We start from the raw sequence: 22,425 nt of genomic DNA on the forward strand, positions 1-22,425 counted from the left end.
GGAAGGGGATTATCAAATTTGTGGTTCTTCTCCTGTTAATCTCTTATAAAGCTCCTTGTAGGCTTCAATTAAATCCCCCTTGTCAAACCTAAACACGTCTTTATCTAAACTCCTTTTAGTCTCTGCATCCCAGAACCTGCATGTATCTGGACTTATTTCATCGGCCAATACTATTTCTCCCTTCTTGTTCTTTCCAAATTCTAGCTTAAAGTCCACTAGGATAATTCCTCTCTCCCTAAAGAACTCTTTTAGGATTTCATTGACTTTAAGAGCTATCCTTTCCATCTCCTTTATCTCTTCTTCACTTACTCCTAGTATCTTTGCGTGATAGTAGTTTATCATTGGGTCGTGGAGCTCATCGCTCTTGTAGTACAATTCAACTATAGGCTCTGGAAGTTCATACCCTTCGGGAAGAGGTAATCTCTTCTTTAGGCTTCCAGCGACAACATTTCTCACAACTACTTCAATAGGATACATCTCGAGTCTCTCAACTATCAGCCTATTTCCTCCCGCTATCCCTATGAAGTGTGTCTTTATTCCGTGATCTTCAAGCAACTTGAAGAGCTTCGCTGAAATTTGAGCATTTAGCCATCCTTTTCCTATAAACCTGGCCTTTTTCACACCATCAAAGGCAGTTGCGTCATCTTTAAACTCCATAATGAACTTGTCTTCATCGAGTGGTATCATCTTTTTGGCCTTGCCCTCATATACCTCCATTCATTTCACCATTTTTATGTAAAAATCACAATACTTTTAAGCATTTTTAGACAAGAAGACGTCAAAGAGAGTGAGAGGTGGAAACATGATAAGAGAGAAATGTGGTATATTTGCAGCAAATGTTGATAATGCTCCTGAGAAGGCTTATTACTCTTTGCTATCACTCCAGCATAGAGGTCAGGAGGGGGCTGGAATTAGTTTTTGGAAAAACGGTATCAAGACGGTAAAGGGAATTGGGCTTGTGTCTGAGGTCTTTAGAGGGGGGATAGATTCAAAAGCAAGCCTTGCAATTGGACATGTAAGATATTCTACTTTTGGCTCCCTTATGGAGGTTCAACCCCTTGAAGTTGAATGTTGTAATTATAAGCTTGCAATAGCCCACAATGGAACTCTCACAAATTATCTCCCCTTAAGAGAGAAGTACGAAAAAGAGGGTTTCAAGTTTAACTCCACGGTAGACACAGAGCTAATTGGAGTGGCCTTCTTGAAACATTACAGAGAGCTCGGAGATGAATTTAAAGCAATGGGAGAAGTTTTTAATGAAGTTCGAGGGGCTTATTCTGTGGCAATTCTCTTTGATGGAAAAATAATCGTGGCCAGAGATCCCGCTGGTTTTAGACCCTTAACTTATGGGGAGGGAGATGGTTTTTATTTCGCCTCAGAGGACTCGGCCTTGAGAATGTTTACAAGTGAGATTAGAGATGTGCTCCCAGGTGAAGTTTTTGTCGTTGAAGAGGGGGAAGTTTATAGCAAAGTTCTGAAGAGAGTTCCCCATAGTCATTGTGTTTTTGAGTACATTTACTTTGCAAGGCCCGATAGTACTATAGAGGGGGTAAGTGTTTACTTGGCAAGGTATAGGATGGGTGTTGAATTGGCAAGAGAAAGCCCAGCCCATGGGGATGTTGTTATAGCTGTTCCTGACTCTGGAAGAACAGCGGCTCTTGGCTTTGCCCAGGAAAGTGGAATTCCTTATATGGAGGGACTTATAAAGAACCGTTATATTGGGAGAACTTTTATCATGCCTAGTGGGAGGGGACTCAAAGTTAAGCTAAAGCTTTCTCCCGTAAGGGAAGTCATTGACGGAAAAAGGGTAGTTTTAGTTGATGATTCAATAGTTAGAGGAACGACGATGAAGAGGATAGTAAAGATGATTAGAGATGCTGGAGCTAAGGAAGTTCACGTGAGGATAGCCTCTCCCCCAATTAGATATCCATGTTATATGGGAATAGACATTCCAACCAGACACGAGCTTATTGCAGCATGGAGGACTGTGGAAGATATAAGAAGAGAGATCGGGGCTGATTCTTTAGCTTATTTGAGCATAGAAGGCCTTAAAAGAGCTGTAGGAATAGAGGATCTTTGCATGGCCTGCTTAACTGGTCATTATCCCGAGTGGGCCTTTGACTTTGAGTTATGACCTTATCCAACTATTGGCTCCTGGGTTATTATTAACTTACCCTACGTTTGGATACGAGCTGATGAGGGATCATAGGGATGGGAAGGAGAACTGCCCTTAAGAAGGAGTACGGTAGTCATCATAAGCAAAGAAGAAATAAAGTAAAGAGCTTTTTCAACTTTACCCCGCCTCAGGGGTATAGCCTGGCTGGAGTCCTTGGGAAGAGGGATGCCCATCTAATGTGGTCAAGCTTTAGAACCCAGGCTACTAGCCTCTCAACTCCCAATCCAAATCCACTGTGAGGTACGGAGCCATATTTTCTAAGGTCAAGATACCACTCGTAATCTTTTGGATCCATCCCCTCCTCTAATATTCTGTTGAGTAACTTCTCATAGTCGTCCTCTCTCTGACTTCCTCCGATAATCTCTCCGTATCCTTCTGGAGCCAGCATGTCGGCGGCTAAAACTTTTCTCGGATCATTGGGATCCTCTTTCATATAGAATGCCTTTATTTGCTTGGGGTAACCGTAGACGAAGAATGGCCTGTCAAATTCTTCTGTTAAAACTCTTTCTTCGTCTGCCCCGAGGTCATCTCCCCATTGGACGTTAATCCCCTTAGATTGGAGAATGTCTATGGCCTCATCATAACTAATTCTTGGGAAAGGAGGTTCTGTGTTCTTTAGAGTTGTCAAATCATCTCTAAACATTTCTATTTCCTTCTTCCTTAGTTCTAGCGTTCTTTGAACCATGTAACTTACTAGTTCTTCCTCTACTTTCATTATATCCCAAAGATCCATCCATGCTGCCTCAAGCTCGAGGTGCCAGAACTCTGTGAGATGTCTTCTTGTCCTGCTTTTTTCTGCTCTAAAGCTTGGAGTTAGTGACCAAACTTTTTCAAGTCCAAATATGGCCGCTTCCAAGTAAAGTTGGGCGGATTGACTTAGGTAGGCATACTTGTCGAAGTACTTTAGCTTAAACAGTGTTGCTCCTCCTTCAACGGCCCCAGTGACTAATATTGGGGGGAATACTTCGTGCCATCCATCTTTTAGTAACCATTCCCTAGCGGCCATGATTAGGGTTTCTTTTACCTTCATTATGGCCGAAGCTTTTGGGGTTCTTATGTGAAGATGCCTGTAATCGAGAAGTAGTTCTGGACTCGCTTGCTCCGGATTTTCGGGGATTGGAAATTCACTTACAGCTTGAATTACTTCAAGTTTTTCTACACGAACTTCTGCCCCTCCTGGGGCTCTTTCATCGGCCTTAACTATTCCTTCCACAATTACACTGGATTCTCTTCCCAATTTCTTTGCCTTTTCAAAAACTTCTTCTCCTACAACATTTTTCGCAATCACTGTTTGAACAATCCCAGTAGAGTCTCTAATCCAAAGGAATATTTTCTTCCCAACTTTCATGTTGCTGTAAACCCAACCTGCGAGCTTGACTTTCTTACCTTCGAGTTCTGGTTTTACCTCGCTACAGTACACTTTCTCGATCATTTGAATCACCCGACTTTTTCTCACTCTTCTTGGAGCTTTATATAAATCATTCGGTTGTCAGATATTCAATCAAAATTTCGTCAAATATTTAGGTCAGCGAAGGGCGTGGTCATCATGTGTTCAGTAAAGCAAAAGGTCATCATCCCATTGTGGGCCCGGTCGGAACCCCCGGTTCACGATTCCCCGGAGAGGGCGGGAACCGGGCCCGGGCATCATAAATACCTTTTTGGTTATAACATTTGCGAAATAATTTAAAGGGTGATAGAAAAGAGAAATGGGGGATGATGAGTTTTTCCCTCACTCTGATTAGTGATGAGGAGCCGATGCACTGACCTCGAGCATTAGGTACTCTTTTTCTGCTATGAACACTGGCTCTACTCTTATTCCTCTGATTATCAACTTGTCTCCGTATTTTCTCTGTAGTTCATCTTTGTAGCTAGATATAACTCCTTCTGGAAGCTCCGCCCTAACCTTTACTGTATTCTCTCCTTCTTTAAGTTGAATGTTTTCTCCGATCTTTGTGATAAAGAAAACATCCATTTGGGGCTCAAACGCTGCGTCATAATCTTCGTTATCCTTTCCACTTTTTCTGACTAAATATATGAACGTAGCCCTTAAGTATAGATCGGCAGTGTAGTCTTTATCAACCCCAACTTTAAGCTCTATTTCTCCACTTTCTCCTTCCCTTAGTATGTTGGTTGGACTTCTTATCTCACCATTGACTTTTGGTGCATCTAGAAGAACACCTATTGGGCCTTTTTGAACTAGTACAAACCTGTAGCTTGTAGCATTTGGTAGGGTTACGTTCACTGCTATCGGGTATTCATTTAGATAGTCCATGTGGGATATCTCGGCAATCTTAATTTTCTCTATGATCTTCTCGTTGTTTATGGCGTAAATGTACAGCGTTGCATTTTCGATGTCTCTTCCGAATGCTGAAATGTACAGTTTGAGCTCGTGTTTTCCAGGAGTTAGGTTATAAACTTGCTTCCAAGTTCCGTTAATGTTTTCCTCAATTTTGTATATTCCAAATGGTGTGAAGCGATATACTATTACGTTTCCTGACTCATACACTGGCTCAAAGTTTGAGAATAGCTTATCAGAGAATCCTGGAATTGTTGAAGCTGGAACACCGAAGGCTAACTTAATGAAGTTTGCAGTTGCTACTTTGTAGTATGCAAGTACTCCAATTGTTGGAGTTAAGTGTAAAACATATGGGAAGGCGTTGCCATCACTACAGGTTCCAGTTCCTTTTATCGTCTTTCCACTTGGAGTAAACGTAACCATTAGTGGATCACACTCTCTGTCTCCTACAGTAACCTTTACGCTCGAGTTTGAAACATCAACTATAACTTTGGCATAGAGGTTGACGTATTTCTCTCCATACCTTGGGAGAGGAAGTAGCGTAGTTACGGCTCCTCTTCCACTTTCATCTCCATTGTATTCTCTCCTCGTTATAGCCCCGCCTAGATAGCTGATTGCATTGAACTTTGCCCAATCATTAAGGTAAACTAGGAAGTAGTTAAGCTCCCAACTCTCAAAGTCTACTTCACTAATGTTACCGTCTCTGGCTAGAAATAGGGCTAAGATATGATCTCTATCTCTTGCATGTCCACCATCAGCACTGGCCCTTCTCTGTCCTAGGAGGCTTGACTCTATCCAATATCCATAGTCCCACCAAGAGGTTGCGGTCGAATATTCTGGAGTGTTTTCTCTGAGCCATTTGAGCGCATCTTCCCATCCACTAGTCTCGATCTCGGTTGTTCTCATACTTTTAGCGCTTTGAGCTAAGAGTGGGCCATGAGTTAAGGGTATTAGAAGAAGCATAATAGCAATTACTCCTCCTAGTGCTGCTTTTATTGGTATACTCTCTTTCATCTTTTCTACAGTCTCTAGGACGTATCCTGCAAAGACACCTGACATCAATGCTATCGCATAACTCGCTAGGAATAGGAATCTAGCAGCTGTCCAGAGGAGGTAAATTGACATTACATAGAAAGTTATTGCAAATAACTCTTCGTGTGGGCGCCTTCCATCTTTAAATAATTTGTAGAGGTACCTAGCTGTAACAATCATTGCTCCAACTAATCCAAGGAAGAAGACTATTCCGTTTGGCTTTTCTACTCCATAATAGACTTTTACATCTCCCCAATCAGTTTTTGCGAGCTCCTGTACTGTTTCATAAACTTGCGTTGACTGATAAGCTCCACCCATTAGAGTGAAGAGTTTTGGACCAACGTAAATATAAGCTCCTGCGAACCCCGCAATAACTATAACTGCAACCACTGCGAACCTGTGCTTCTTGTCAGAATAGTTCAAGTATTTTCCTCCATAGAGCATGACGATGGCTAAGAAAACTAACCCTAAGAAAACCTCAAATGCAAATCTTACAAATCCTCCTATTTTTCCAATTCCTGGGATCGTTAGAAGGTAGCTTATAGCTAAAATTCCCAGGTATGCTGGGTAGTATTCCTTTATGAATTCTCTAAGCTCATTGATCTTTCCAAAAATAAAGAGGATTATTGTCTGGAACGATGCGAATCCAAGGAGAACCATTAGTCCAAATGGTGAACCGTTCCATGCTGCAGTTGATATTCCTGCCAAGAGTACAAACAGTGTTCCCCAGATTATTTTCTTGTTTTTATTTTCCTCGGTTAGATAATAGAGCATTAGGACTGCTGAAAACGTAAACAACATCATGAATGGGCCGTCGCCTCTTGCGTTGCCTGAGAATGTTCTTGAAAAGTTTGCCGTGAGGACTGAGAGAATTATAGCACCCCACATCCCTGCCCATTCGTTCAGAACTTTTCTTCCGAGTAAGTAAACACCTATAACACTGAGAAATCCTACGAATGGGGGCCAAAGAAGAAATGCCTCTAGCTCATTGTACCCAAATATTGAGATTATTTTGTAGAATATTGCTGGAAGGATGTATAGTCCAAGAGGTTCTCCTATGAGACTTCCAAATGGAGCATCTGCCATTGGGTAATACCTAGGAAGGCCCTCTTTGAGGACTAGCTTATAAATTTCGAAATGGTAGAAGGTATCTGGATCTGAGAAATACTTTCCGGCTGTTAAATGTCTAATGTAAAATCCATATGCGGCAAATGCCAAAACGACTAGGAAGGCCAAAACAGTTTTTATCTTCCCAGGAAGTGGAATAGTAACTTTTTCATCTTTCTTTTTCTCCTTTATTTGGGTTTTCACCATTCTTTTTCACCCCCACTATTCAACGGTTACGGACTTAGCTAAATTTCTAGGCCTGTCGGGGTTATTCCCCCTTAATACTGCCAAATGATAGGCAAGTAATTGCAATGGCACAATATAAACGATTGGAGTGATCTCCTCTGGAAGTTTTGGAAGTCTAATCCACTCGTCGCTTATTTCAGACAATCTAATGTCATCCCCCAGGGAGATTATGTAACCTCCTCTGGCTTTAGCCTCTTCAATGTTTGAAAGCATCTTTTCAAACGTTTTTCCGCTGGGTGCTATGGAGATAACTGGCACTCCCTCTTCTATTAAGGCTAAGGGACCATGCTTTAGTTCTCCTGCCGATAACCCCTCTGCATGAACGTAGGCTATCTCCTTAATCTTTAATGCTCCCTCTAATGCTGTTGGAACGTTGATCCCTCTTCCAATGTAGAACAAATCGTGTTTGGGTAAAATATTCTTTGCAATCCCCTTTATTTTTTCATTGAGTCCTAATGCAGAATCAATAATCTCTGGCAGCCTGGGAAGAATATTCTCAATCTCGCTAACATCAGTTCCAATTTTCTTCCCCAACTCCATCGCCAACAAAGTTAAAACCATTAACTGAGTAGTGTATGTTTTAGTCGCCGCAACGCCAATTTCTGGTCCTGCGTGGGTATAGAGGGTTATATCAGCTATCCTGGTAGCTAGGCTTCCTACAACGTTAACAATTCCCAGGACTTTTGCCCCCTTGTTTTTGGCTAATTTAATCCCAGCTACAGTATCTGCAGTCTCTCCACTTTGTGTGATTGCCACTACTAGCGTGTCTTTGTCTATTATGTCCTCATACTCATACCTAAACTCGCTGGCTTCTTCAACTATCACGGGGGTTTTTGTAAATCTTTGGAAAAGGTATTTACCTACAAGGGCTGCATGATAAGAGGTTCCCATTCCGATCATGATGATTTTGTCATAGTTAGAAACAACTTCAGCTACCTCTTTAATTGCCTCTATGTTTCCATAAATAGCGTCTTTTATTGCCCTCGGTTGTTCATAAATTTCTTTAAGCATGAAATGATCAAATCCTCCTTTCTCAGCCATTTCTAATGTCCATGAGATTGTAACTACATCTTTTATCTTTGGGAAACCTGTTACTATGTCCTTGACTATAAACTCATACCTCGAAACAATACCATACTCTCCATCATCCAAGAAAACAGCTTTGTTTGTATACGCCAAAAATGCAGGAATGTCGCTAGCTACAAACATCTCTCCATTTCCAATTCCAATTATTAAAGGGCTATCTTTCCTTGCTATGTATAACCTTTCCGGATCGTCTGCAAACAAAACAACTAGAGCATAAGAACCTTTTAATCTAAGCAGGGCCATTCTAAATGCATCTTCAAAATTCTTTATTATTCTAAGGTTCTCTTCTATTAAGTGGGCAATTAGCTCAGTATCTGTGTCGCTTCTAAATACGTGGCCTTTTTTTAGCAACTCTTCTTTAAGCTCGTGGAAATTCTCTACTATTCCATTGTGCACTACCACTATTTTTCCAGTACAATCTGTGTGAGGATGGGCATTTATGTCGTTTGGAACGCCATGTGTTGCCCATCTTGTGTGGCCAATTCCTATGTTTCCGGGAATTTCTTGAAACTTCAGCTTTCCTACAAGCTCGTCAATTTTTCCAGCACCCTTTCTGATTTCAATTCTTCCCTCGTTTAGTACAGCAATGCCCGCTGAATCATATCCCCTGTACTCAAGCCTTTTAAGTCCCTCTACTAGAATAGGACTGGCCCTCCTGGGACCTATGTAGCCTATGATTCCACACACCTTAATCCACCTAAGGGAAAAATATATTACGAGTTAAAAACATTTAGGGCGATGAGGAGCTGGATCCGATCTGATGTTTATGATGAGGGAGGTACAAGCTGAGCCTCTAGGAGAACAGTGGAGTTGAATACCTTTATCTCGTACTTCGCAATCCTTGTTGAATTTGCCAGTTTTTTCAAAGCAAGGTAAAACATCCAAGCAGTGTCTTTTTCGGAGAATTTGACCTCCCAAACTAAGAAATCTTTTGTGAGTATAATTTTATCCCCCTCCCATCCTTTAGCTATTTCCATGCTTTCATTCCACTTATAAACCTTCCAAGAAACAAGAAAAACATAATATGCTCCCAAGGTATCATCCAAGAGAGGTTCTTCAGGGATAGAGGAAATTTTCACTTCTACTGGAGACCAGTTTGAGAGGTATAGCTCGGGAAACATTACTACCTTTGTACTTTTTGGAGGATTTTTGTACGCTTCATTCACTAGCTTCCACCCTCCCTTTTGATAAAGATAGGAGACAAAAGAATCTCCAAAAACGTAGGGGAAAACGTTTAGACTCCAATAGAGATCTTCTCTGGAGACATTTCTTATCTTATATATCCTTATTCCGTTTTTTATGCAGAACATGTCTGCAACTAAATCTGCATCTCCCTCAATAAGGGCTCTCATGGCCAATGTTGAGTCCAAAGTCTTGCCCGAATAAGTTGCATTGAGTGATTTTTGGAGGATATGGACTAGTTCATGAGCTAAAGTTCTGAGGCTTACATCTTCGGAGACCATGAAATTTTCCCTGATAATGTAGACTTTGCTATCTACTGTTGTAGCAATCCACCCTGCTTTACTTTCCTTTTCCTCTTTAAATAGGCTTGCCTCTGGAGGAAGTATAAAAGTCAACTTGTATACTTTTTCCCAGAGTTTAAGCCTCTCATTAGGTTTCGCTGGCCCAAAGAGTAGCTTTGCATCCTCCCTAGTTATGATTATGAATTTAGGCTCTGTCTCAAAAGAGAGTCCTCTTATAGCCTCTACTTCGCTCTTAACCCATTTAGCTTTTTCAAGAATAATGTCGGGTGGATTAAGAGAGCTTAATCCCAGGAAAAGAAGTAGAAAAATAAGGAAGCCTTTTACCTTCATACTACAAACTCTTCCTTCATGCCGTCCTTAGTTATTGTGACCACTTGAACCTTCTTGCTTCCGGTGTAGACGTCTCTTCTCCCAGCTGCTCTTACCGCTCTAATTGCAAGTTCTTTTGCCTCCTCTATAGTTAAGTCCTCTCTATATCCCTCTTCTAAAACTGCAATTGCAAAGGGGGTTCCGGAACCTGTTGCTGTGTAGTCATCAAATATTAAGCCTCCAAAGGGATCTAGGTTTGCTATTGTTGGTTCATCCACGTATCCTCCAATGATTATCTGAACCAAATATGGGAACCATCTGTTTTCGTTCAGTATGTTGCTCAAGAGGTTCGCCATGGCCTTTGTAGTCATTGGTCTACCCCAGGTGAAGTAGTAGTATCTTGCTTCAGCCTCTAGGTATCTAGCAAGCATTTGAACATCTCCAACGCTACCAGCAGTCGTTATTGCTATTCTATCTGTGATTGGGATGATCTTCTTTATGTTAAGTGTCTCAACCATGTGATCAAGGGAGGCTTGAGTGTCAGCAGCAAGCACAACGCCGTCTTTTACCTTAATACCTACCGTAGTCGTTCCAGTCTTTTTCTCCATATGCACCACCTAACAAAATTTTAGCTGGAACACTTTTTAAGTTCTCTCTTTATAGGGAGAAGGGGGACTGGAGGATGAACATTGATGTTGACAAAATAATCAAAACAGCGGAAGCTTATGCTGAACGTTATGGTGTGAAATTCTTCGACATAAGAATTGAAAGATACACATTCTCCACTGTGGATGTTGAGAATTTAGAAGTGAGCAAAGTTCGCCAAGATTCCGAAGTAGGGATGGGTGTTAGAGCTCTAGGCAAAGGTTGGGGGTTTTCTTCAACAAGCGATATTAAAGAGTTCGAGAGTGCAATTAAAAACGCCATGAAGTTGTCTAAATTTTCTGACTATAACGTTACAATTTACCAAGGGGATCCCATTGTTGATAAGGCCGAGATAAAAGAAAGATTACCTCTGTTTGATATTTCTCTTGAGGAAAAGGTAGATTTAGGGATGAAATTAGCTAAGGAAATGCAGAGAGAATACATTAAGAGCGTTAAGGTTTCATACTATGAAGAGATAGTTGAAAAGTTATACTTGAGTTCTGAAGGAAGCCAGATAATGACGAAGATCCCGAGAGTTCTTCTCACGCTTTCAGCTGTAGCTAGAAGAGGAGATATAATGCAAACTTATTGGAAGTCAGTTGGAGGAACTGGAGGGTTCGAAATAATTAAAAGTTATGACGTTTACTCCTGGGCAAAGAAAATCAGTGAAAAAGCAGTGAGTTTGCTTTCTGCGAAGTCCCCTCCATCAGGAAAAATGGACGTATTGATAGATCCAGAGCTTGCGGGAGTTTTTATTCATGAGGCCATAGGACATGCTGCTGAAGGAGATGCGATTAAAGATAATAGTAGTATCTTTGTGGGACTACTTGGAAAGAAAGTAGGGGTAGAAGAGCTGACAGTAGTTGATGATCCCACCCTGGAGGGAAAATTTGGATCTTATATCTATGATGATGAAGGCCAGCCTGGGGGGAGAGTCGAAATAATAAAGAACGGGATTCTTAATTCTTTTCTTACTGATAGAGAAAGTTCTTTGGTCTTGGAAATGCCTCCTAATGGTCATGGACGGGCTGAAGATTATGGAAGTAGACCTCTTGTTAGAATGTCAAACACCTACATAGAGCCGGGAGATTGGAAATTTGAGGAAATGATTGAAGAAATGAAGAGGGGAGTTTACATGCTGGGAGATAAGGGTGGAGAAGTTGACATAGTGAATGGCACATTTACATTTGGAGCAAAAGAGGGGTATTTAATAGAAAATGGAGAAATTAAACATCAGCTCAGAGATGTTGCGCTTTCTGGGAAGATACTTGAAATATTAAAAGAAATAAGAGCTATTGGAAATGACTTACGCATAGAATTTCCAGGATACTGTGGAAAGGGCCAATGGGTTCCAGTTGATGATGGTGGGCCGCATGTTTTATTGAAAGCAATTGTAGGTGGTCTTCAATGATTCCCGAATACCTAATCAAGAAGCTAGAAGAGTTGAATATAGAATGGGAAATTTATGCTGAAAAGTATTGGATAACGTCGGTTAAAGCAAAAAAGCGTGAAAAAGTAGAAGTTGAAATAGGAAAGCACACAATTTCAGGTGGGATTGGATTACGGGTTATTTATGGGGGACATTTAGGATTTTCTTATGTTACTGGGACTCCAACAAAAGAGGACGTTGAAATGCTGATTAAAAGAGCACTTAAACTGGCTAGGGTTGGGAAGGTAACTCACCCAGGTCTTCCAACTCCTAAAAAAGTTAATGCTGTGAAAATTTACGACAAGAGAATAGCGAATTTAACCGTGGAGGATATTATTGAACATCTGCTTTTCCTTGTAGACGTCGAGGCAAATTCCCAGGGGTCAATAGGATTTGGAGAGGGGGAGAGAGATGTAGTTAATTCCAATGGAATTAATCTCAGGGAGGATTATACGTACCTTGGAATTTTCCTTGAGGTCTTTAAGAAAAATAAGGGAATTGGAGGGGAAGAAAAAACATTCAGATTAATGCCGAAAATTGATGATGTTGTGGAAGAAGTAAGAAGGAAAGCTCTGTGGGAGTTTGAGCTAAGCTCTAAAGCTAAAAGGCTGGAAAGCTATGAAGGGGAGATTATTTTAGAACCGAAAGCTCTATTATCTATTCTGTCAATTTTAATTCCAAACTTTTCAGCTAAAAACGTATACTATAAGAGAAGTAGATTTTCAAGCCTTGGTGAGAGGGTTTCCAAAGAGAACTTTAGTCTCATTGACGATCCAACAATTGAAGGCGGAGTTTCTAGCTTTAGCTTTGATGGGGAAGGCAATCCTGGAATTAAAAAATATTTAATTAAAGACGGCCTCGTTAGCTCTTTCCTTGCAGACGAGAAGTATGGAAGACTCCTTGGAATTACTGGGGGAAATGCTATGAGGAGCTTTTCTTCTCTCCCTGGGATTGGAACAAGTAACCTTGTAATACCTCCAGGAAATACTGAGCCTGAGGAGGGAGTTTTTATAAGGAGGGTGTATGGTGAGCATACTGCAAATCCGGTTTCTGGAGACTTTTCCCTAAATATTGGACTTGGATACATAATTAAGGATGGGGAGGTGATGGGATTCAAAGATAATATGCTTATCGGAAATATATTTGCAATGTTAAATAACATTTTGGAAGTTGGAAAAAGAGTGGAGGAGATAAGTGGCGCAATTTTTCCAAAAATTGCAACGAATCTTAAAATAGTTTAAGGGAAATATTCTTAAGTAGGGATGAAAAAATACGTAAGAGAGGTGATAGAATGGAAATTAATGAATTCATTTCACAGCTTAAGTTAGGGGAAACAGTTTTAGTTGAGCATTCTTCATATTCAAAGCCCGAACTTCTTTTTTATGGGATAATCAAAGAGTCGAGGATGCCCGTGGTTATTGATGATATCTTGGATACCCTCTTTGAATACTACAATAAGCTTAAAGTTTGGGGATATGACTTGACCGTTTTTGACAAAGTTTACGTGATAAAGGCCGGGGGTAATGAGGTTATTGGAAATCTTCTTGGAAAGTTAGAGGTAGGGAAGTATGTTATAGAAGCGAGAGAATATACCAAAATAATTAAAGAAGTTAATCCACCCATAATAAACCCGGTATTAGGAGTTCACAAGCTTATTCTTTTAGGAAATCTTCTAGAAAACTTGAGATTGCTTAAAGAGATCTCTACATATGTAGGAAATGAGAATAGAGTTGCAATTTACTTTGTGAATAGGGACGTTGTGGAGTCTCACTCACCAGCAGCTCTTAAGTTACTTGAGGAGATTTCAACATCGGTGTTCCAGTTGAACGAAGAAAATAAAATTAAAAGAATGAAGTAATGTTAGAAAATTATCTTTTTCACTCTTCCCACAACTAAATACGCTACGAACACATCTACAGCTGTTTGTATGGTATTGGGTAGTGCAATTGCTAGCCAGAATGGCATGTGCATCATCTCTTCCACTATCCTTATTATCTCTTGTCCAGAGGTTATGTCATATCCAAGCACGAATTTTAGGTATATTGGGAGGGCAAAGTAGTAATTGAGAAGTATCATAAGCACGCTTCTTATCACGCTTGCAACTACAAATCCTGCTAAGAGGTACTTGATTGTTCTCTCTGGATCAACTTTCTCTGCAAATATTAACCCGATTAAAACTGAAAGAGTTGCAAAGAACTTCATTATTGGGCCTATTCCCAGGGAGTTGGGGCCAGAGATTATCATGAGGCCGAAAGTCACTGCTACTAGTCCTAGCATTGAAGTCCTAAATCCAAACAATAAGTATAGCAACACCACTGGAACGGCAACTAAATCTATGCTCATTCCCCAGGGAGTCCTGACTTTTAGGGGAAGCACTTGGAACACTAGGGCCAAAGCTGTCATTATAGCTGTAAACGCTATCTCTCTTGCATTAGCTTTCATTGTTATCCCCCTGAAAATGTGATGTTCCATTTTTAAAATGTTTTGTTCCATTTTCAGAACAAAAATTCCACATAATTGTCCAGAAACGATTATTAAATTTGATGAAAATTTTTTCAAGGTGGTTAGCATGAAGATTCCCGACGATGTTAGAAAGGATATTCCCTTGACCCAGGAAGTGATATATTTTGACAACACTGCCACCTCTCTAACTCCAAAACCAGTTATTGAAGCGATGGATGAATATTACTTAAAATATAGGGCTAACGTTCATCGTGGAGTACATAGGCTTTCCCAGATGGCTACCCAGAAATATGAGGAGTCAAGAAAGGTTGTTGCTGATTTCATAAATGCGAAGTTTGAGGAGATTGTTTTTACAAAAAATACGAGCGAAAGTTTAAACTTGGTGGCCCTGGGACTTGAGCATACCTTCAAAAAAGGGGACAAAATCGTGACTACACCCTATGAGCACCACTCAAACCTCTTACCGTGGCAAAGGTTAGCAAAAAAGTTGGGATTGAAGCTTGAGTTCATAGAGGGAGATGATGAGGGTAACTTGGACTTAAGCGATGCGGAAAAGAAAATTAAAGGGGCCAAGCTAGTAGCAGTGCAACATGTTTCAAATGCCCTAGGTGTTATCCATGAAGTTGAAGAACTTGGAAGAATGGCAAAGGAGGAGGGGGCTATATTTGTTGTAGACGCGGCACAAAGTGTTGGACACATGGAAGTTGACGTTAAGAAGCTTAATGCAGATTTTCTAGCATTTTCAGGACACAAGGGGCCAATGGGGCCTACTGGAATTGGGGTTCTTTTTATAAGTGAAGAGTACTTCGATGTCTTTGACCCTCCATTGATAGGAGGAGGAACGATAGAGGACGTTGACCTCTGCTGTTATAAGTTGACTGAGCCCCCGGAGAGATTTGAAGCAGGTACTCCAAACATTGGTGGAGCAATAGGATTGGCTGCGGGGATAAAGTACATAGAAAAGATTGGAATTGAGAAAATAGAGAAGCAGGAAAGAAAGCTAGTAAAGAGAACCACAGAAGGGTTAGATGAGCTCGAAATTCCATGGTATGGACCTAGGAATCTAGACAAACATGCAGGAGTTGTGAGCTTTAATGTTCCTCCTCTCCATCCCCACGATGTTGCTGCAGTTCTTGACGAGCATAAAATTATGGTTAGAAGTGGCCATCACTGTGCTCTTCCAGTAATGAAGAAGCTTGGAATAAATGGGACTGTTAGAGCATCGTTCCACGTCTATAATTCAGTAGAAGAAGTAGAAATTTTCCTTGGGGTGCTTGAAGATTTAGTCAGAAAAATTAGAGGAGCTCTTTAAAGATCTCAGGAAGTGATTTTATATTTGGAATCTCGTATCCTCTCTCCTCTAACTTCTTGATTTCTTTTCCTTCTGTGTTTATCCACACTGCGGCCATGCCAATCCTTCTTGCTCCAACATAGTCTTCCGTATAAGTATCACCCACGTGAAGAGCTTCCTTTGCCTTTACGTTGAAGTCTTTGAGGGGCTTCTCAAACATCTCTCTCCTGGGCTTATAAGAGCCAACCTCATCGGCAAAGTAAGTTCTGTCTATAAACTCCATTAGACCAAATCTTTCCAATATTACCCTTGTGTAAGCCCCAGGCCAGAACATGACATTTCCTAACACGACAACAGTATCAAAATTTTCTCTAGCCTTCATCAATGCTTCTTTTGCACCTTCTAGGACAATTCTTTCGTCAACGTTTATTGTCGCTCTAGCTCCGGCTCTCCTAATTACCTCAATATCAACCCCCAGCTTTTCAGCTAATTTTTCTTGGGTTAAAAATAGAGCCTTTCCAGGTTCTTCACTCTCTTGAGCCCTTAGCTTTTTGAATTCTTCTCTCACTTCCACGACTTTCTCCACAACATCCGCTATACAAAGTCCAGCTAGAGTGCTTATTTGGTATGAGAACTCCTCCAGCATTATGTTTAAATCTAATAGAGTGTTCCATACGTCAAAGGAAATCAACCTCATTTTCTTTCCCTCCCAATTTCAACGGCTTTTTGTGCCGCTTTCTCTGGATTATCTATAAAAGTTATCTTTACTATTTTCTTATGGTCGAAATATCCATCCTCTGCCAATTTTTCGAGTTTATCACTTGCATATCCCGTGTTAGTCAAGACTATTACTGGGACTCCTAGGTTGTATGCCATGAGGGCCTCTATCATTGTTCCAACTCCTCCTCCAAGGACTACCAAAACATCTGCGGACTCTATAAGTACTCCACTCCTTTCCACTGGATTTAATCCTGTTTTTATTCTAATGGTGTTGAATTCATTCCCTCTGTCGCTATATGGGAGAATTCCTACAACTATTCCTCCCCTCTTTGAGAACTCTCTACTCACGATTTCCATTATGCCCCCTCTTCCCCCAGTTAGGAGGATTACTTCCTCGATGGGGAGGGCTTTTGCAAACCGAATTGCCTTTTCTACGGCTGTCTTGAGAGGTTCTTTATCACTTGACCCCGCTATGGCTATCTGAATCATCATATCATCCCCCTAATTGCGACAACAATGTTTATCCCCAATAGAATCAGCCCAATTCCCATAATAGAATATCCAATTACCTTCGCTGGTTTCTCGGGGAGGAACTCTTTTAGAGTATCCATAATCATTCTTCCTCCATCCAGAGGGATTAATGGGAAGAGGTTCATTAGTCCAATCCCAATGTTTAGTACGTATATCCAGTATAAGCTCAGGAATAGAACCAATAGGGGAGTTTTGAGGCCTATTCTGGAATCTATGTTTTGGCCTGGGTACATACCTATGAATCCTTTCTCCGGATTTCCTGGATGTTGACTAAGCTTTAGGGAAATGTTAATTCTCTCATTGTCCCTTAGAACTGTAAGAGTAATTACTTCCTCAGGTTTTGTTTTGTTCATTACCTCTATAAAATCTTCTAGGGTAGGCACGGGATGACCGTTTATTTCCACGATGACATCTCCTGGTTTTAAAACTCCATCTGCTGGGCTATCTTTTATGACTCCTCCAACTACTATACCTCCTGGGACAAATGCAAGGCCTACAACGCTCATTAAAATTAGTGCCACAAGCCCAGTGATAATGTTGGCCATAGAACCTGCTCCAAAAACTCTCAACCTCGACCTAAGGGGGGCTCTCTTTAACTCTTCTTCATCTGGCTCAACGAAAGCTCCAGGTATCACGAAGAAAAGGACTAGTCCAACGGATTTTAGAGATAAATTTTCAGCTCTTGCAAGAAATCCGTGGCTTAGCTCATGGACTATTATAACTACAGCGAGACCCAGGAGCCCATATCCCAAGGGTATTGTAATTCCTGGAATTACCAATTGAACGGAGGGGAGAGGTTGTTGAGGAGCTGGAGGGAATAATATCAGAAGGGTCTGCTTAATAAAATAAGCAAAAACGACTATGCTCCCTACAAACCCAACAATTATACCTAAATCTCCATAAAACTTCCAAAATCCTCTGTGTTTGCTACCAACATTGTCTATGAAGTTTAGAAACTTCTTTGTCCTCCACAGTAGCTGGAAGGGTGCTATTTCAACACCTTCCTTTCCTTTGAGCACTGTAGCTCCTAAAATTGAGATAATGGCCCAGAATCCTAAGATTATCATGATTGCCGTTATTAAAGTACTCAACCTTTCTCACCCTCTTAGAGTTTTTAAGGAAGTTAAAAAGTTTTAAGCTAGGGGAGGGGTTTTAGTAATGATGTTGAAGGAAGTTCATGAATTGTTAAATAGAATTTGGGGAGACATTTTTGAGCTTAGAGAGGAGCTAAAAGAGGAGTTAAAAGGGTTTACAGTAGAGGAGGTTAGCGAGGTTTTTAATGCTTACCTGTACATAGATGGAAAGTGGGAGGAGATGAAATATCCTCACCCAGCATTTGCCGTTAAACCTGGAGGGGAGGTGGGGGCCACTCCTCAAGGATTTTACTTTGTCTTTGCGTTCCCAAAAGAAGAGCTATCAAAGGAGTTCATAGAAGATGTCATAAGAGCTTTCGAAAAACTCTTCATTTATGGAGCTGAAAACTTTCTGGAAGATTTCTACAATTTTGAACATCCCATATCAGGGGATGAAGTTTGGGATAGGATAGTAAACAGTGATGAGGAGATGATAAACTTTGAGGTTGATCTTGGTTTCGACAAGGAGGAAGTTAAAAGAGAAATAAAGAGGTTTATTGAGCTGGCAAGGAGGTACAACTTGCTATGAGCTATTTAGAAGCATTTCCTCCAGAGCTTCAGGAATATTATCGGAAACTTTTCGGGGAGGAAGCAGAAGAGATTATGAAAAGGCTTAGAGAGCCGGTTGAACACTACTACATTAGGGTTAATACCCTAAAGATTAGTCGGGAAAAGCTCATTGAAGAACTAAGAAAGGAGGGCTTACGTCCAAGAAGGAGCCCCTACCTTCAAGAAGCTTTGTATTTTGTAAGGGAGGGGCCGAACTTTCCTGACGACTACAATCCAAATCTGCCAACAGTGGTTGCCAATAAGTATGCAGCAGAGAGCGTTTATCAAGGAGCCATGCTTTATGCTCCAGGCGTTCTCAAGGCTGAGAAAGGAATAAAAGAAGGGGATATGGTTCAAATTAGAGACCCAAGAGGACTTTTAGTTGGAATTGGAATAGCGAAAATGGACTACAGGGAAATGATAGAAGCTACTAGAGGGTTAGCAGTTGAAGTAACTCTCCCAAAATTTAAGCTGCCTAGCTTAAGTGAGCTAAAATCTTTTGAGAAGGGTTATTTCTATCCTCAGAGTTTGCCATCAATGGTGACTTCTAGAGTCTTAGAGCCTAAGGAAGAGGAAATTATAATAGACATGGCCGCTGCTCCTGGGGGTAAAACATCTCATATAGCTCAGCTTCTTCAAAATAGGGGGGAGATAATAGCCATAGACAAATCAAAGAACAGATTAAAGAAGATGGAAGAAAATCTCAAAAGATTAGGAGTAAAAAACGTAAAATTAATTCAGATGGATGCTCGAAACCTTCCAGAGCTCGGAATTAAGGCAGATAAGATACTTTTGGATGCTCCGTGTACTGCTTTGGGTGTAAGGCCAAAGCTTTGGGAATTGAGAACACCAAAGGATATTGAGGCCACTGCAAGATATCAAAGGGCATTTATCTGGGCTGCAATAAAAAGTCTAAGAAAAGGTGGGATATTAGTTTATTCCACTTGCACTTTAAGTTATGAGGAAAATGAAGGAAATGTAAAGTTTATGCTCAAAAAAGGTATGAAGCTTGAAGAGCAGAGCCTCTTTATTGGTTCTCCTGGAATAGGAATTGATGAGGTTCAGAGATTCTACCCACACAAACATCTAACTCAGGGGTTCTTTATTGCAAAGTTAAGAAAGGTGAGAGAAATATGAAGATAAAGAAGAGATATGTAACTGTGGTAGCGGGGATTGGATTATTGGGAGTTCTTCTTTGGTGGGCAGGAATTAGAGAAACTCTAACATTGCTCTTTTCTGCTGATCTTAATTACCTGGGAATTGCCTTCTTGATGTATTGCCTTTCCGTTCTTGTTTGGGCCGTGAGGTGGAGAATTTTTTTGGAGAAGGCGAATATTAAAGTTCCGTTCATTCGAATTCTTGGCGGTATTTTTGTTGGAATATTTGTCAACAACTTAACCCCTGGAGCTAGGACTGGAGGAGAACCCGTGAAGGCCTTTTATATAACTAGAGGTATGGGAAAGAATGAGAGTTATCCTAGGGTTTTAGCTACAGTAATGGCCGATAGAATTTTGGATGTCATTCCAGTAATGGCTTTCATGGTTGTTGCTCTTCTCTATGCTCTAAAACTTAGGGAAAATATCTTAGTTGCTGTATTAGCCTTTTCCTCCCTTCTTATCATGTTAATACTCGCTATAACTCTTATATTTTCCCTAAAAGAAAGATATGCGCTGGTTATTATAATGAAAATTGTGGGGATTTTCAAGAGAATTTTCCCAAAAAAACTTGGGGATGGGGAAATTGTGGAAGCAAAAGTTAGATCTGCTATACGGGAATTTAAGGAAACATTATTAGGAATCGCCAATAAGCGAAAGGATGTTATAATTCCCTTACTTTGGAGCTTTCTGCTTTGGAGTTTGGATATCCTTAGGACTTATTTTGTGTTTTTAAGCATAGGGTGGAGAGTTTCCTTAGTTAAGGTTTTATTGGTAAAAATGGCTTCAATGGCCATGGCCATGATTAGTATAGTCCCAGGGGGAATTGGAGTTAGCGAGGTTGTTCAGTCTGCCCTTTTCCTAGTAGTTGGGATTGAAAAAAGTGTTGCAGTATCTGCAATTCTTTTGGATAGGTTGATTTCGTTTTGGTTTCCCACCCTCATTGGAGGAATTCTTCTAATTAAAGAAAGAGTTTAGAGGGTTTGAAATTCTCTCTTTAAAAGTGTGAGCTGTTGTTCGTTAAATGTTTCTGGCTTTACCACTATAATCAACGTAGCTCCTCTAATGAGTAAGTTGTCTTTAAGAGAGAGGAGGAACTTAAATGTTAATTCAAACCCATTGTATAACACTAGGAATTCCAGGCAATCTAGAATGATAAGGGCGTTTTCATGTTCATTTGCAAATCTAATTGATAGGTCGAGAAGAACATGTAGAGCAGTGGGATTTACCCCTTTCTCAGGGACATTTGTCACCCAAACTATGTGGGTGGTTATGTCCTTATATTTCTCAATCTCTCTGGCTATCGCGAGTATGCTAGATGGATGAATTGCATCTATAATCCCCTTAATTTCTTCAAAATTCTTGACGAGGTATGCTTTGCCACGTTTAATATCAAAAGAAACCTCTGGAAATGAAAATTTTTCTAAGAGATGCAGAAAGATAATGTAAAGAACTACTAATCCACCCGCTCCCCCACCATGTGTGATCATGTGAATCTCTGTATAGTAGGGAATTTCGTGAAATAGGGCTATAATATCAATTAATCTTCCAATAGTTATTATTCCGAAAAGCAATAAGCTCATTTCCATATACTTTTTGAACTCTTTTGGTGCTTTGGGGAGCTTTATAACTATAAAAGAAGTCGTGGCAACAAAGAACAAGAACATTAGTATCCTATATGCAAGGCTAATAATGTCTACCATACTACCTCGACCTCGTCCGTTCTAAACTTTTGTTTAACTATGGTCTCCTCCAACTTAAACTTAATTCCAGCCTTGTACATCCTAAGTCCTGTATAAGCTATCATTGCTCCATTGTCCCTGCAGAGATCATAGGGAGGAACGAAGAACTTAACTCCCCTGTCTTCTGCCATAATTCTCAACATTTCTCTTAACCTATTGTTTGCTGCAACTCCCCCTACTAATACAACCTCCTCTTTTTCTGTGTGTGCCAATGCTCTTTCTGTGACTTCAACCAAAGCTGCAAATGCTGTTTCTTGGAAAGAGTATGCTAAATCTTCCACCCTATACTTTCCGCTTTTATACTTCCTGATAGCCTCAGTCAGAAGGCCAGAAAAGCTTAAGTCCATTCCCTTAACAGCGTAGGGGAGCTCTATGTACTTCTCTCCTTTAAGGGCAAGTTTTTCTATCTTTGGTCCTCCTGGGAATCCTAATCCCAGTTCTCTGGCAAATACGTCAAGTGCGTTTCCTATTCCTATATCAAGTGTTTCGCCAAAAACCCTGTATCTCCCCCCTTCTAATGCCAAAACTTGAGTGTTCCCACCGCTAACATATAACCCCACTGGATCTTTGACCCCGAACATTTTGGTTATTTCGACATGTGCAATACAATGGTTAACTCCCACTATGGGTTTGTTATACTTTATTGCCAATGCTCTTGCAGCCGTTGCGACAACCCTTAATGCAGGCCCCAATCCTGGCCCCTGGGAAAACGCTATTACATCTATGTCTTCCATACTAACTCCTGCTTCTTCCAATGCTTTTCTCAATAGGGGTTTGAGCAACTTGGCGTGATGCTCAGCAGCTTCTTTTGGGTGTATTCCACCTTTTTCTGTTTTTAGAGTGTCAAATACATTTGCAAGTACTTTGTTTTCCGTAACTATCCCTATCCCAAGCGTATGAGCTGTCCCCTCGATCCCTAGAGCTATCATTTTTCTCGCGAATTTATAGGGCCTCTATAGTATTTAAATACTTTTGTGAGTTTGCTGATAAGTGACCAAAATACATTTAATGGAAAATGTAAAATGTGAGTGC

General features: G+C 40.6%; 20 protein-coding genes, 1 other RNA gene and 2 pseudogenes. 10 read left to right on the forward strand and 13 right to left on the reverse strand.

Annotated elements, in window-relative coordinates:
- Positions 1 to 12 precede the first annotated feature (12 nt).
- A complete protein-coding gene (gene purC, locus ACMFNG_RS03725) occupies positions 13 to 717 on the reverse strand; it encodes a phosphoribosylaminoimidazolesuccinocarboxamide synthase (RefSeq protein ID WP_430515213.1) in 705 nt (234 codons plus the stop codon).
- A gap of 85 nt (positions 718 to 802) precedes the next feature.
- On the opposite strand from purC, the gene purF reads away from it, so the two are divergent.
- The gene (purF, locus tag ACMFNG_RS03730; RefSeq protein ID WP_430515214.1) at positions 803 to 2,134 is read left to right on the forward strand and encodes an amidophosphoribosyltransferase; all 1,332 of its coding nucleotides are present in this window, start codon (positions 803 to 805) and stop codon (positions 2,132 to 2,134) included.
- 169 nt (positions 2,135 to 2,303) lie between these two features.
- Here purF and asnS read toward each other — a convergent pair whose 3' ends face one another.
- Positions 2,304 to 3,608, reverse strand: a complete 1,305-nt coding sequence (asnS, locus tag ACMFNG_RS03735; protein ID WP_014835459.1) for an asparagine--tRNA ligase — start codon at positions 3,606 to 3,608, stop codon at positions 2,304 to 2,306.
- 277 nt (positions 3,609 to 3,885) lie between these two features.
- Here asnS and ACMFNG_RS03740 point away from each other — a divergent pair.
- Positions 3,886 to 3,943, forward strand: an RNA gene (locus tag ACMFNG_RS03740) — C/D box small nucleolar RNA.
- Between the two features lie 37 nt (positions 3,944 to 3,980).
- On the opposite strand, the pseudogene ACMFNG_RS03745 reads toward ACMFNG_RS03740, so the two are convergent.
- Positions 3,981 to 4,682, reverse strand: a pseudogene (locus ACMFNG_RS03745) (peptide transporter); the annotation flags it as partial.
- On the opposite strand from ACMFNG_RS03745, the gene ACMFNG_RS03750 reads away from it, so the two are divergent.
- Positions 4,612 to 4,782, forward strand: coding sequence for a hypothetical protein (locus ACMFNG_RS03750; RefSeq protein WP_430515215.1), 171 nt, complete (start codon positions 4,612 to 4,614; stop codon positions 4,780 to 4,782). The pseudogene ACMFNG_RS03745 and the gene ACMFNG_RS03750 overlap by 71 nt on opposite strands.
- A gap of 56 nt (positions 4,783 to 4,838) precedes the next feature.
- On the opposite strand, the pseudogene ACMFNG_RS03755 reads toward ACMFNG_RS03750, so the two are convergent.
- The 4 genes and pseudogenes from ACMFNG_RS03755 to psmB form a co-directional block, all read right to left on the reverse strand.
- Positions 4,839 to 6,818 (reverse strand): annotated as a pseudogene (locus ACMFNG_RS03755) (STT3 domain-containing protein); the annotation flags it as partial.
- 15 nt (positions 6,819 to 6,833) lie between these two features.
- Positions 6,834 to 8,630: a glutamine--fructose-6-phosphate transaminase (isomerizing) gene (gene glmS, locus ACMFNG_RS03760; RefSeq protein WP_011011270.1), complete on the reverse strand. Its 1,797-nt coding sequence runs from the start codon at positions 8,628 to 8,630 to the stop codon at positions 6,834 to 6,836.
- A gap of 77 nt (positions 8,631 to 8,707) precedes the next feature.
- The gene (locus tag ACMFNG_RS03765) at positions 8,708 to 9,757 is read right to left on the reverse strand and encodes a hypothetical protein (RefSeq protein ID WP_011011271.1); all 1,050 of its coding nucleotides are present in this window, start codon (positions 9,755 to 9,757) and stop codon (positions 8,708 to 8,710) included.
- Positions 9,754 to 10,344 (reverse strand): archaeal proteasome endopeptidase complex subunit beta, encoded by a 591-nt coding sequence (gene psmB, locus ACMFNG_RS03770; RefSeq protein ID WP_011011272.1) that lies wholly within the window; start codon positions 10,342 to 10,344, stop codon positions 9,754 to 9,756. The genes ACMFNG_RS03765 and psmB overlap by 4 nt, the downstream gene beginning before the upstream one ends.
- Before the next feature lie 74 nt (positions 10,345 to 10,418).
- Here psmB and ACMFNG_RS03775 point away from each other — a divergent pair, with 74 nt between their 5' ends.
- From ACMFNG_RS03775 to ACMFNG_RS03785, 3 genes are read left to right on the forward strand one after another with little or no spacing between them, the layout of a single operon-like run.
- A complete protein-coding gene (locus tag ACMFNG_RS03775) occupies positions 10,419 to 11,792 on the forward strand; it encodes a TldD/PmbA family protein (protein ID WP_011011273.1) in 1,374 nt (457 codons plus the stop codon).
- Positions 11,789 to 13,051, forward strand: a complete 1,263-nt coding sequence (locus tag ACMFNG_RS03780) for a TldD/PmbA family protein (protein WP_011011274.1) — start codon at positions 11,789 to 11,791, stop codon at positions 13,049 to 13,051. The genes ACMFNG_RS03775 and ACMFNG_RS03780 overlap by 4 nt, the downstream gene beginning before the upstream one ends.
- A gap of 50 nt (positions 13,052 to 13,101) precedes the next feature.
- The gene (locus ACMFNG_RS03785) at positions 13,102 to 13,668 is read left to right on the forward strand and encodes a DUF257 family protein (RefSeq protein WP_011011275.1); all 567 of its coding nucleotides are present in this window, start codon (positions 13,102 to 13,104) and stop codon (positions 13,666 to 13,668) included.
- A gap of 2 nt (positions 13,669 to 13,670) precedes the next feature.
- Here the strand turns inward: ACMFNG_RS03785 and ACMFNG_RS03790 are convergent, their stop codons facing one another.
- Positions 13,671 to 14,282, reverse strand: a complete 612-nt coding sequence (locus ACMFNG_RS03790; RefSeq protein WP_237718477.1) for an ECF transporter S component — start codon at positions 14,280 to 14,282, stop codon at positions 13,671 to 13,673.
- A 97-nt stretch (positions 14,283 to 14,379) separates the two neighbouring features.
- On the opposite strand from ACMFNG_RS03790, the gene ACMFNG_RS03795 reads away from it, so the two are divergent.
- Positions 14,380 to 15,585: a cysteine desulfurase gene (locus ACMFNG_RS03795; protein ID WP_011011277.1), complete on the forward strand. Its 1,206-nt coding sequence runs from the start codon at positions 14,380 to 14,382 to the stop codon at positions 15,583 to 15,585.
- On the opposite strand, the gene ACMFNG_RS03800 is transcribed toward ACMFNG_RS03795, so the two are convergent.
- The 3 genes from ACMFNG_RS03800 to ACMFNG_RS03810 are packed head-to-tail and all read right to left on the reverse strand — an operon-like array spanning position 15,569 to position 17,906.
- Complete coding sequence (locus ACMFNG_RS03800; protein ID WP_011011278.1) at positions 15,569 to 16,261, reverse strand: HAD family hydrolase; 693 nt, start codon at positions 16,259 to 16,261, stop codon at positions 15,569 to 15,571. The genes ACMFNG_RS03795 and ACMFNG_RS03800 overlap by 17 nt on opposite strands.
- The gene (locus tag ACMFNG_RS03805) at positions 16,258 to 16,773 is read right to left on the reverse strand and encodes a TIGR00725 family protein (RefSeq protein WP_014835457.1); all 516 of its coding nucleotides are present in this window, start codon (positions 16,771 to 16,773) and stop codon (positions 16,258 to 16,260) included. Before ACMFNG_RS03805 ends, ACMFNG_RS03800 begins: the two co-directional genes overlap by 4 nt.
- Positions 16,773 to 17,906 carry a site-2 protease family protein gene (locus ACMFNG_RS03810; RefSeq protein WP_014835456.1) on the reverse strand — a complete coding sequence of 378 codons (1,134 nt, stop codon included), beginning with the start codon at positions 17,904 to 17,906 and terminating at the stop codon, positions 16,773 to 16,775. Before ACMFNG_RS03810 ends, ACMFNG_RS03805 begins: the two co-directional genes overlap by 1 nt.
- Positions 17,907 to 17,973: 67 nt before the next feature.
- Between ACMFNG_RS03810 and ACMFNG_RS03815 the strand changes: the two genes are divergently transcribed.
- The 3 genes from ACMFNG_RS03815 to ACMFNG_RS03825 are packed head-to-tail and all read left to right on the forward strand — an operon-like array spanning position 17,974 to position 20,629.
- Entirely contained in the window at positions 17,974 to 18,477 is a 504-nt protein-coding gene (locus tag ACMFNG_RS03815; RefSeq protein ID WP_011011281.1) for a DUF3201 domain-containing protein, read from the forward strand.
- Positions 18,474 to 19,634, forward strand: a complete 1,161-nt coding sequence (locus ACMFNG_RS03820; RefSeq protein WP_011011282.1) for an RsmB/NOP family class I SAM-dependent RNA methyltransferase — start codon at positions 18,474 to 18,476, stop codon at positions 19,632 to 19,634. Before ACMFNG_RS03815 ends, ACMFNG_RS03820 begins: the two co-directional genes overlap by 4 nt.
- Positions 19,631 to 20,629, forward strand: a complete 999-nt coding sequence (locus ACMFNG_RS03825) for a lysylphosphatidylglycerol synthase transmembrane domain-containing protein (RefSeq protein ID WP_011011283.1) — start codon at positions 19,631 to 19,633, stop codon at positions 20,627 to 20,629. The genes ACMFNG_RS03820 and ACMFNG_RS03825 overlap by 4 nt, the downstream gene beginning before the upstream one ends.
- Here ACMFNG_RS03825 and ACMFNG_RS03830 read toward each other — a convergent pair.
- Positions 20,626 to 21,354 carry a DUF835 domain-containing protein gene (locus ACMFNG_RS03830; protein ID WP_430515216.1) on the reverse strand — a complete coding sequence of 243 codons (729 nt, stop codon included), beginning with the start codon at positions 21,352 to 21,354 and terminating at the stop codon, positions 20,626 to 20,628. The genes ACMFNG_RS03825 and ACMFNG_RS03830 overlap by 4 nt on opposite strands.
- Positions 21,348 to 22,322, reverse strand: a complete 975-nt coding sequence (locus ACMFNG_RS03835; RefSeq protein ID WP_011011285.1) for a bifunctional N(6)-L-threonylcarbamoyladenine synthase/serine/threonine protein kinase — start codon at positions 22,320 to 22,322, stop codon at positions 21,348 to 21,350. Before ACMFNG_RS03835 ends, ACMFNG_RS03830 begins: the two co-directional genes overlap by 7 nt.
- Positions 22,323 to 22,425: the final 103 nt, after the last annotated feature.

The organism is Pyrococcus woesei (assembly GCF_050496105.1).
GTDB classification, from domain to species: Archaea; Methanobacteriota_B; Thermococci; order Thermococcales; family Thermococcaceae; genus Pyrococcus; species Pyrococcus furiosus.

Bases quoted from the DNA above. Each gene is read 5' to 3' on its own strand.
- purC (WP_430515213.1), bottom strand. From the start codon at position 717: ATGGAGGTATATGAGGGCAAGGCCAAAAAGATGATACCACTCGATGAA.
- purF (WP_430515214.1), top strand. From the start codon at position 803: ATGATAAGAGAGAAATGTGGTATATTTGCAGCAAATGTTGATAATGCT.
- asnS (WP_014835459.1), bottom strand. From the start codon at position 3,608: ATGATCGAGAAAGTGTACTGTAGCGAGGTAAAACCAGAACTCGAAGGT.
- ACMFNG_RS03750 (WP_430515215.1), top strand. From the start codon at position 4,612: ATGTTTTCCTCAATTTTGTATATTCCAAATGGTGTGAAGCGATATACT.
- ACMFNG_RS03765 (WP_011011271.1), bottom strand. From the start codon at position 9,757: ATGAAGGTAAAAGGCTTCCTTATTTTTCTACTTCTTTTCCTGGGATTA.
- psmB (WP_011011272.1), bottom strand. From the start codon at position 10,344: ATGGAGAAAAAGACTGGAACGACTACGGTAGGTATTAAGGTAAAAGAC.
- ACMFNG_RS03775 (WP_011011273.1), top strand. From the start codon at position 10,419: ATGAACATTGATGTTGACAAAATAATCAAAACAGCGGAAGCTTATGCT.
- ACMFNG_RS03780 (WP_011011274.1), top strand. From the start codon at position 11,789: ATGATTCCCGAATACCTAATCAAGAAGCTAGAAGAGTTGAATATAGAA.
- ACMFNG_RS03785 (WP_011011275.1), top strand. From the start codon at position 13,102: ATGGAAATTAATGAATTCATTTCACAGCTTAAGTTAGGGGAAACAGTT.
- ACMFNG_RS03790 (WP_237718477.1), bottom strand. From the start codon at position 14,282: ATGGAACATCACATTTTCAGGGGGATAACAATGAAAGCTAATGCAAGA.
- ACMFNG_RS03795 (WP_011011277.1), top strand. From the start codon at position 14,380: ATGAAGATTCCCGACGATGTTAGAAAGGATATTCCCTTGACCCAGGAA.
- ACMFNG_RS03800 (WP_011011278.1), bottom strand. From the start codon at position 16,261: ATGAGGTTGATTTCCTTTGACGTATGGAACACTCTATTAGATTTAAAC.
- ACMFNG_RS03805 (WP_014835457.1), bottom strand. From the start codon at position 16,773: ATGATTCAGATAGCCATAGCGGGGTCAAGTGATAAAGAACCTCTCAAG.
- ACMFNG_RS03815 (WP_011011281.1), top strand. From the start codon at position 17,974: ATGATGTTGAAGGAAGTTCATGAATTGTTAAATAGAATTTGGGGAGAC.
- ACMFNG_RS03820 (WP_011011282.1), top strand. From the start codon at position 18,474: ATGAGCTATTTAGAAGCATTTCCTCCAGAGCTTCAGGAATATTATCGG.
- ACMFNG_RS03825 (WP_011011283.1), top strand. From the start codon at position 19,631: ATGAAGATAAAGAAGAGATATGTAACTGTGGTAGCGGGGATTGGATTA.
- ACMFNG_RS03830 (WP_430515216.1), bottom strand. From the start codon at position 21,354: ATGGTAGACATTATTAGCCTTGCATATAGGATACTAATGTTCTTGTTC.
- ACMFNG_RS03835 (WP_011011285.1), bottom strand. From the start codon at position 22,322: ATGATAGCTCTAGGGATCGAGGGGACAGCTCATACGCTTGGGATAGGG.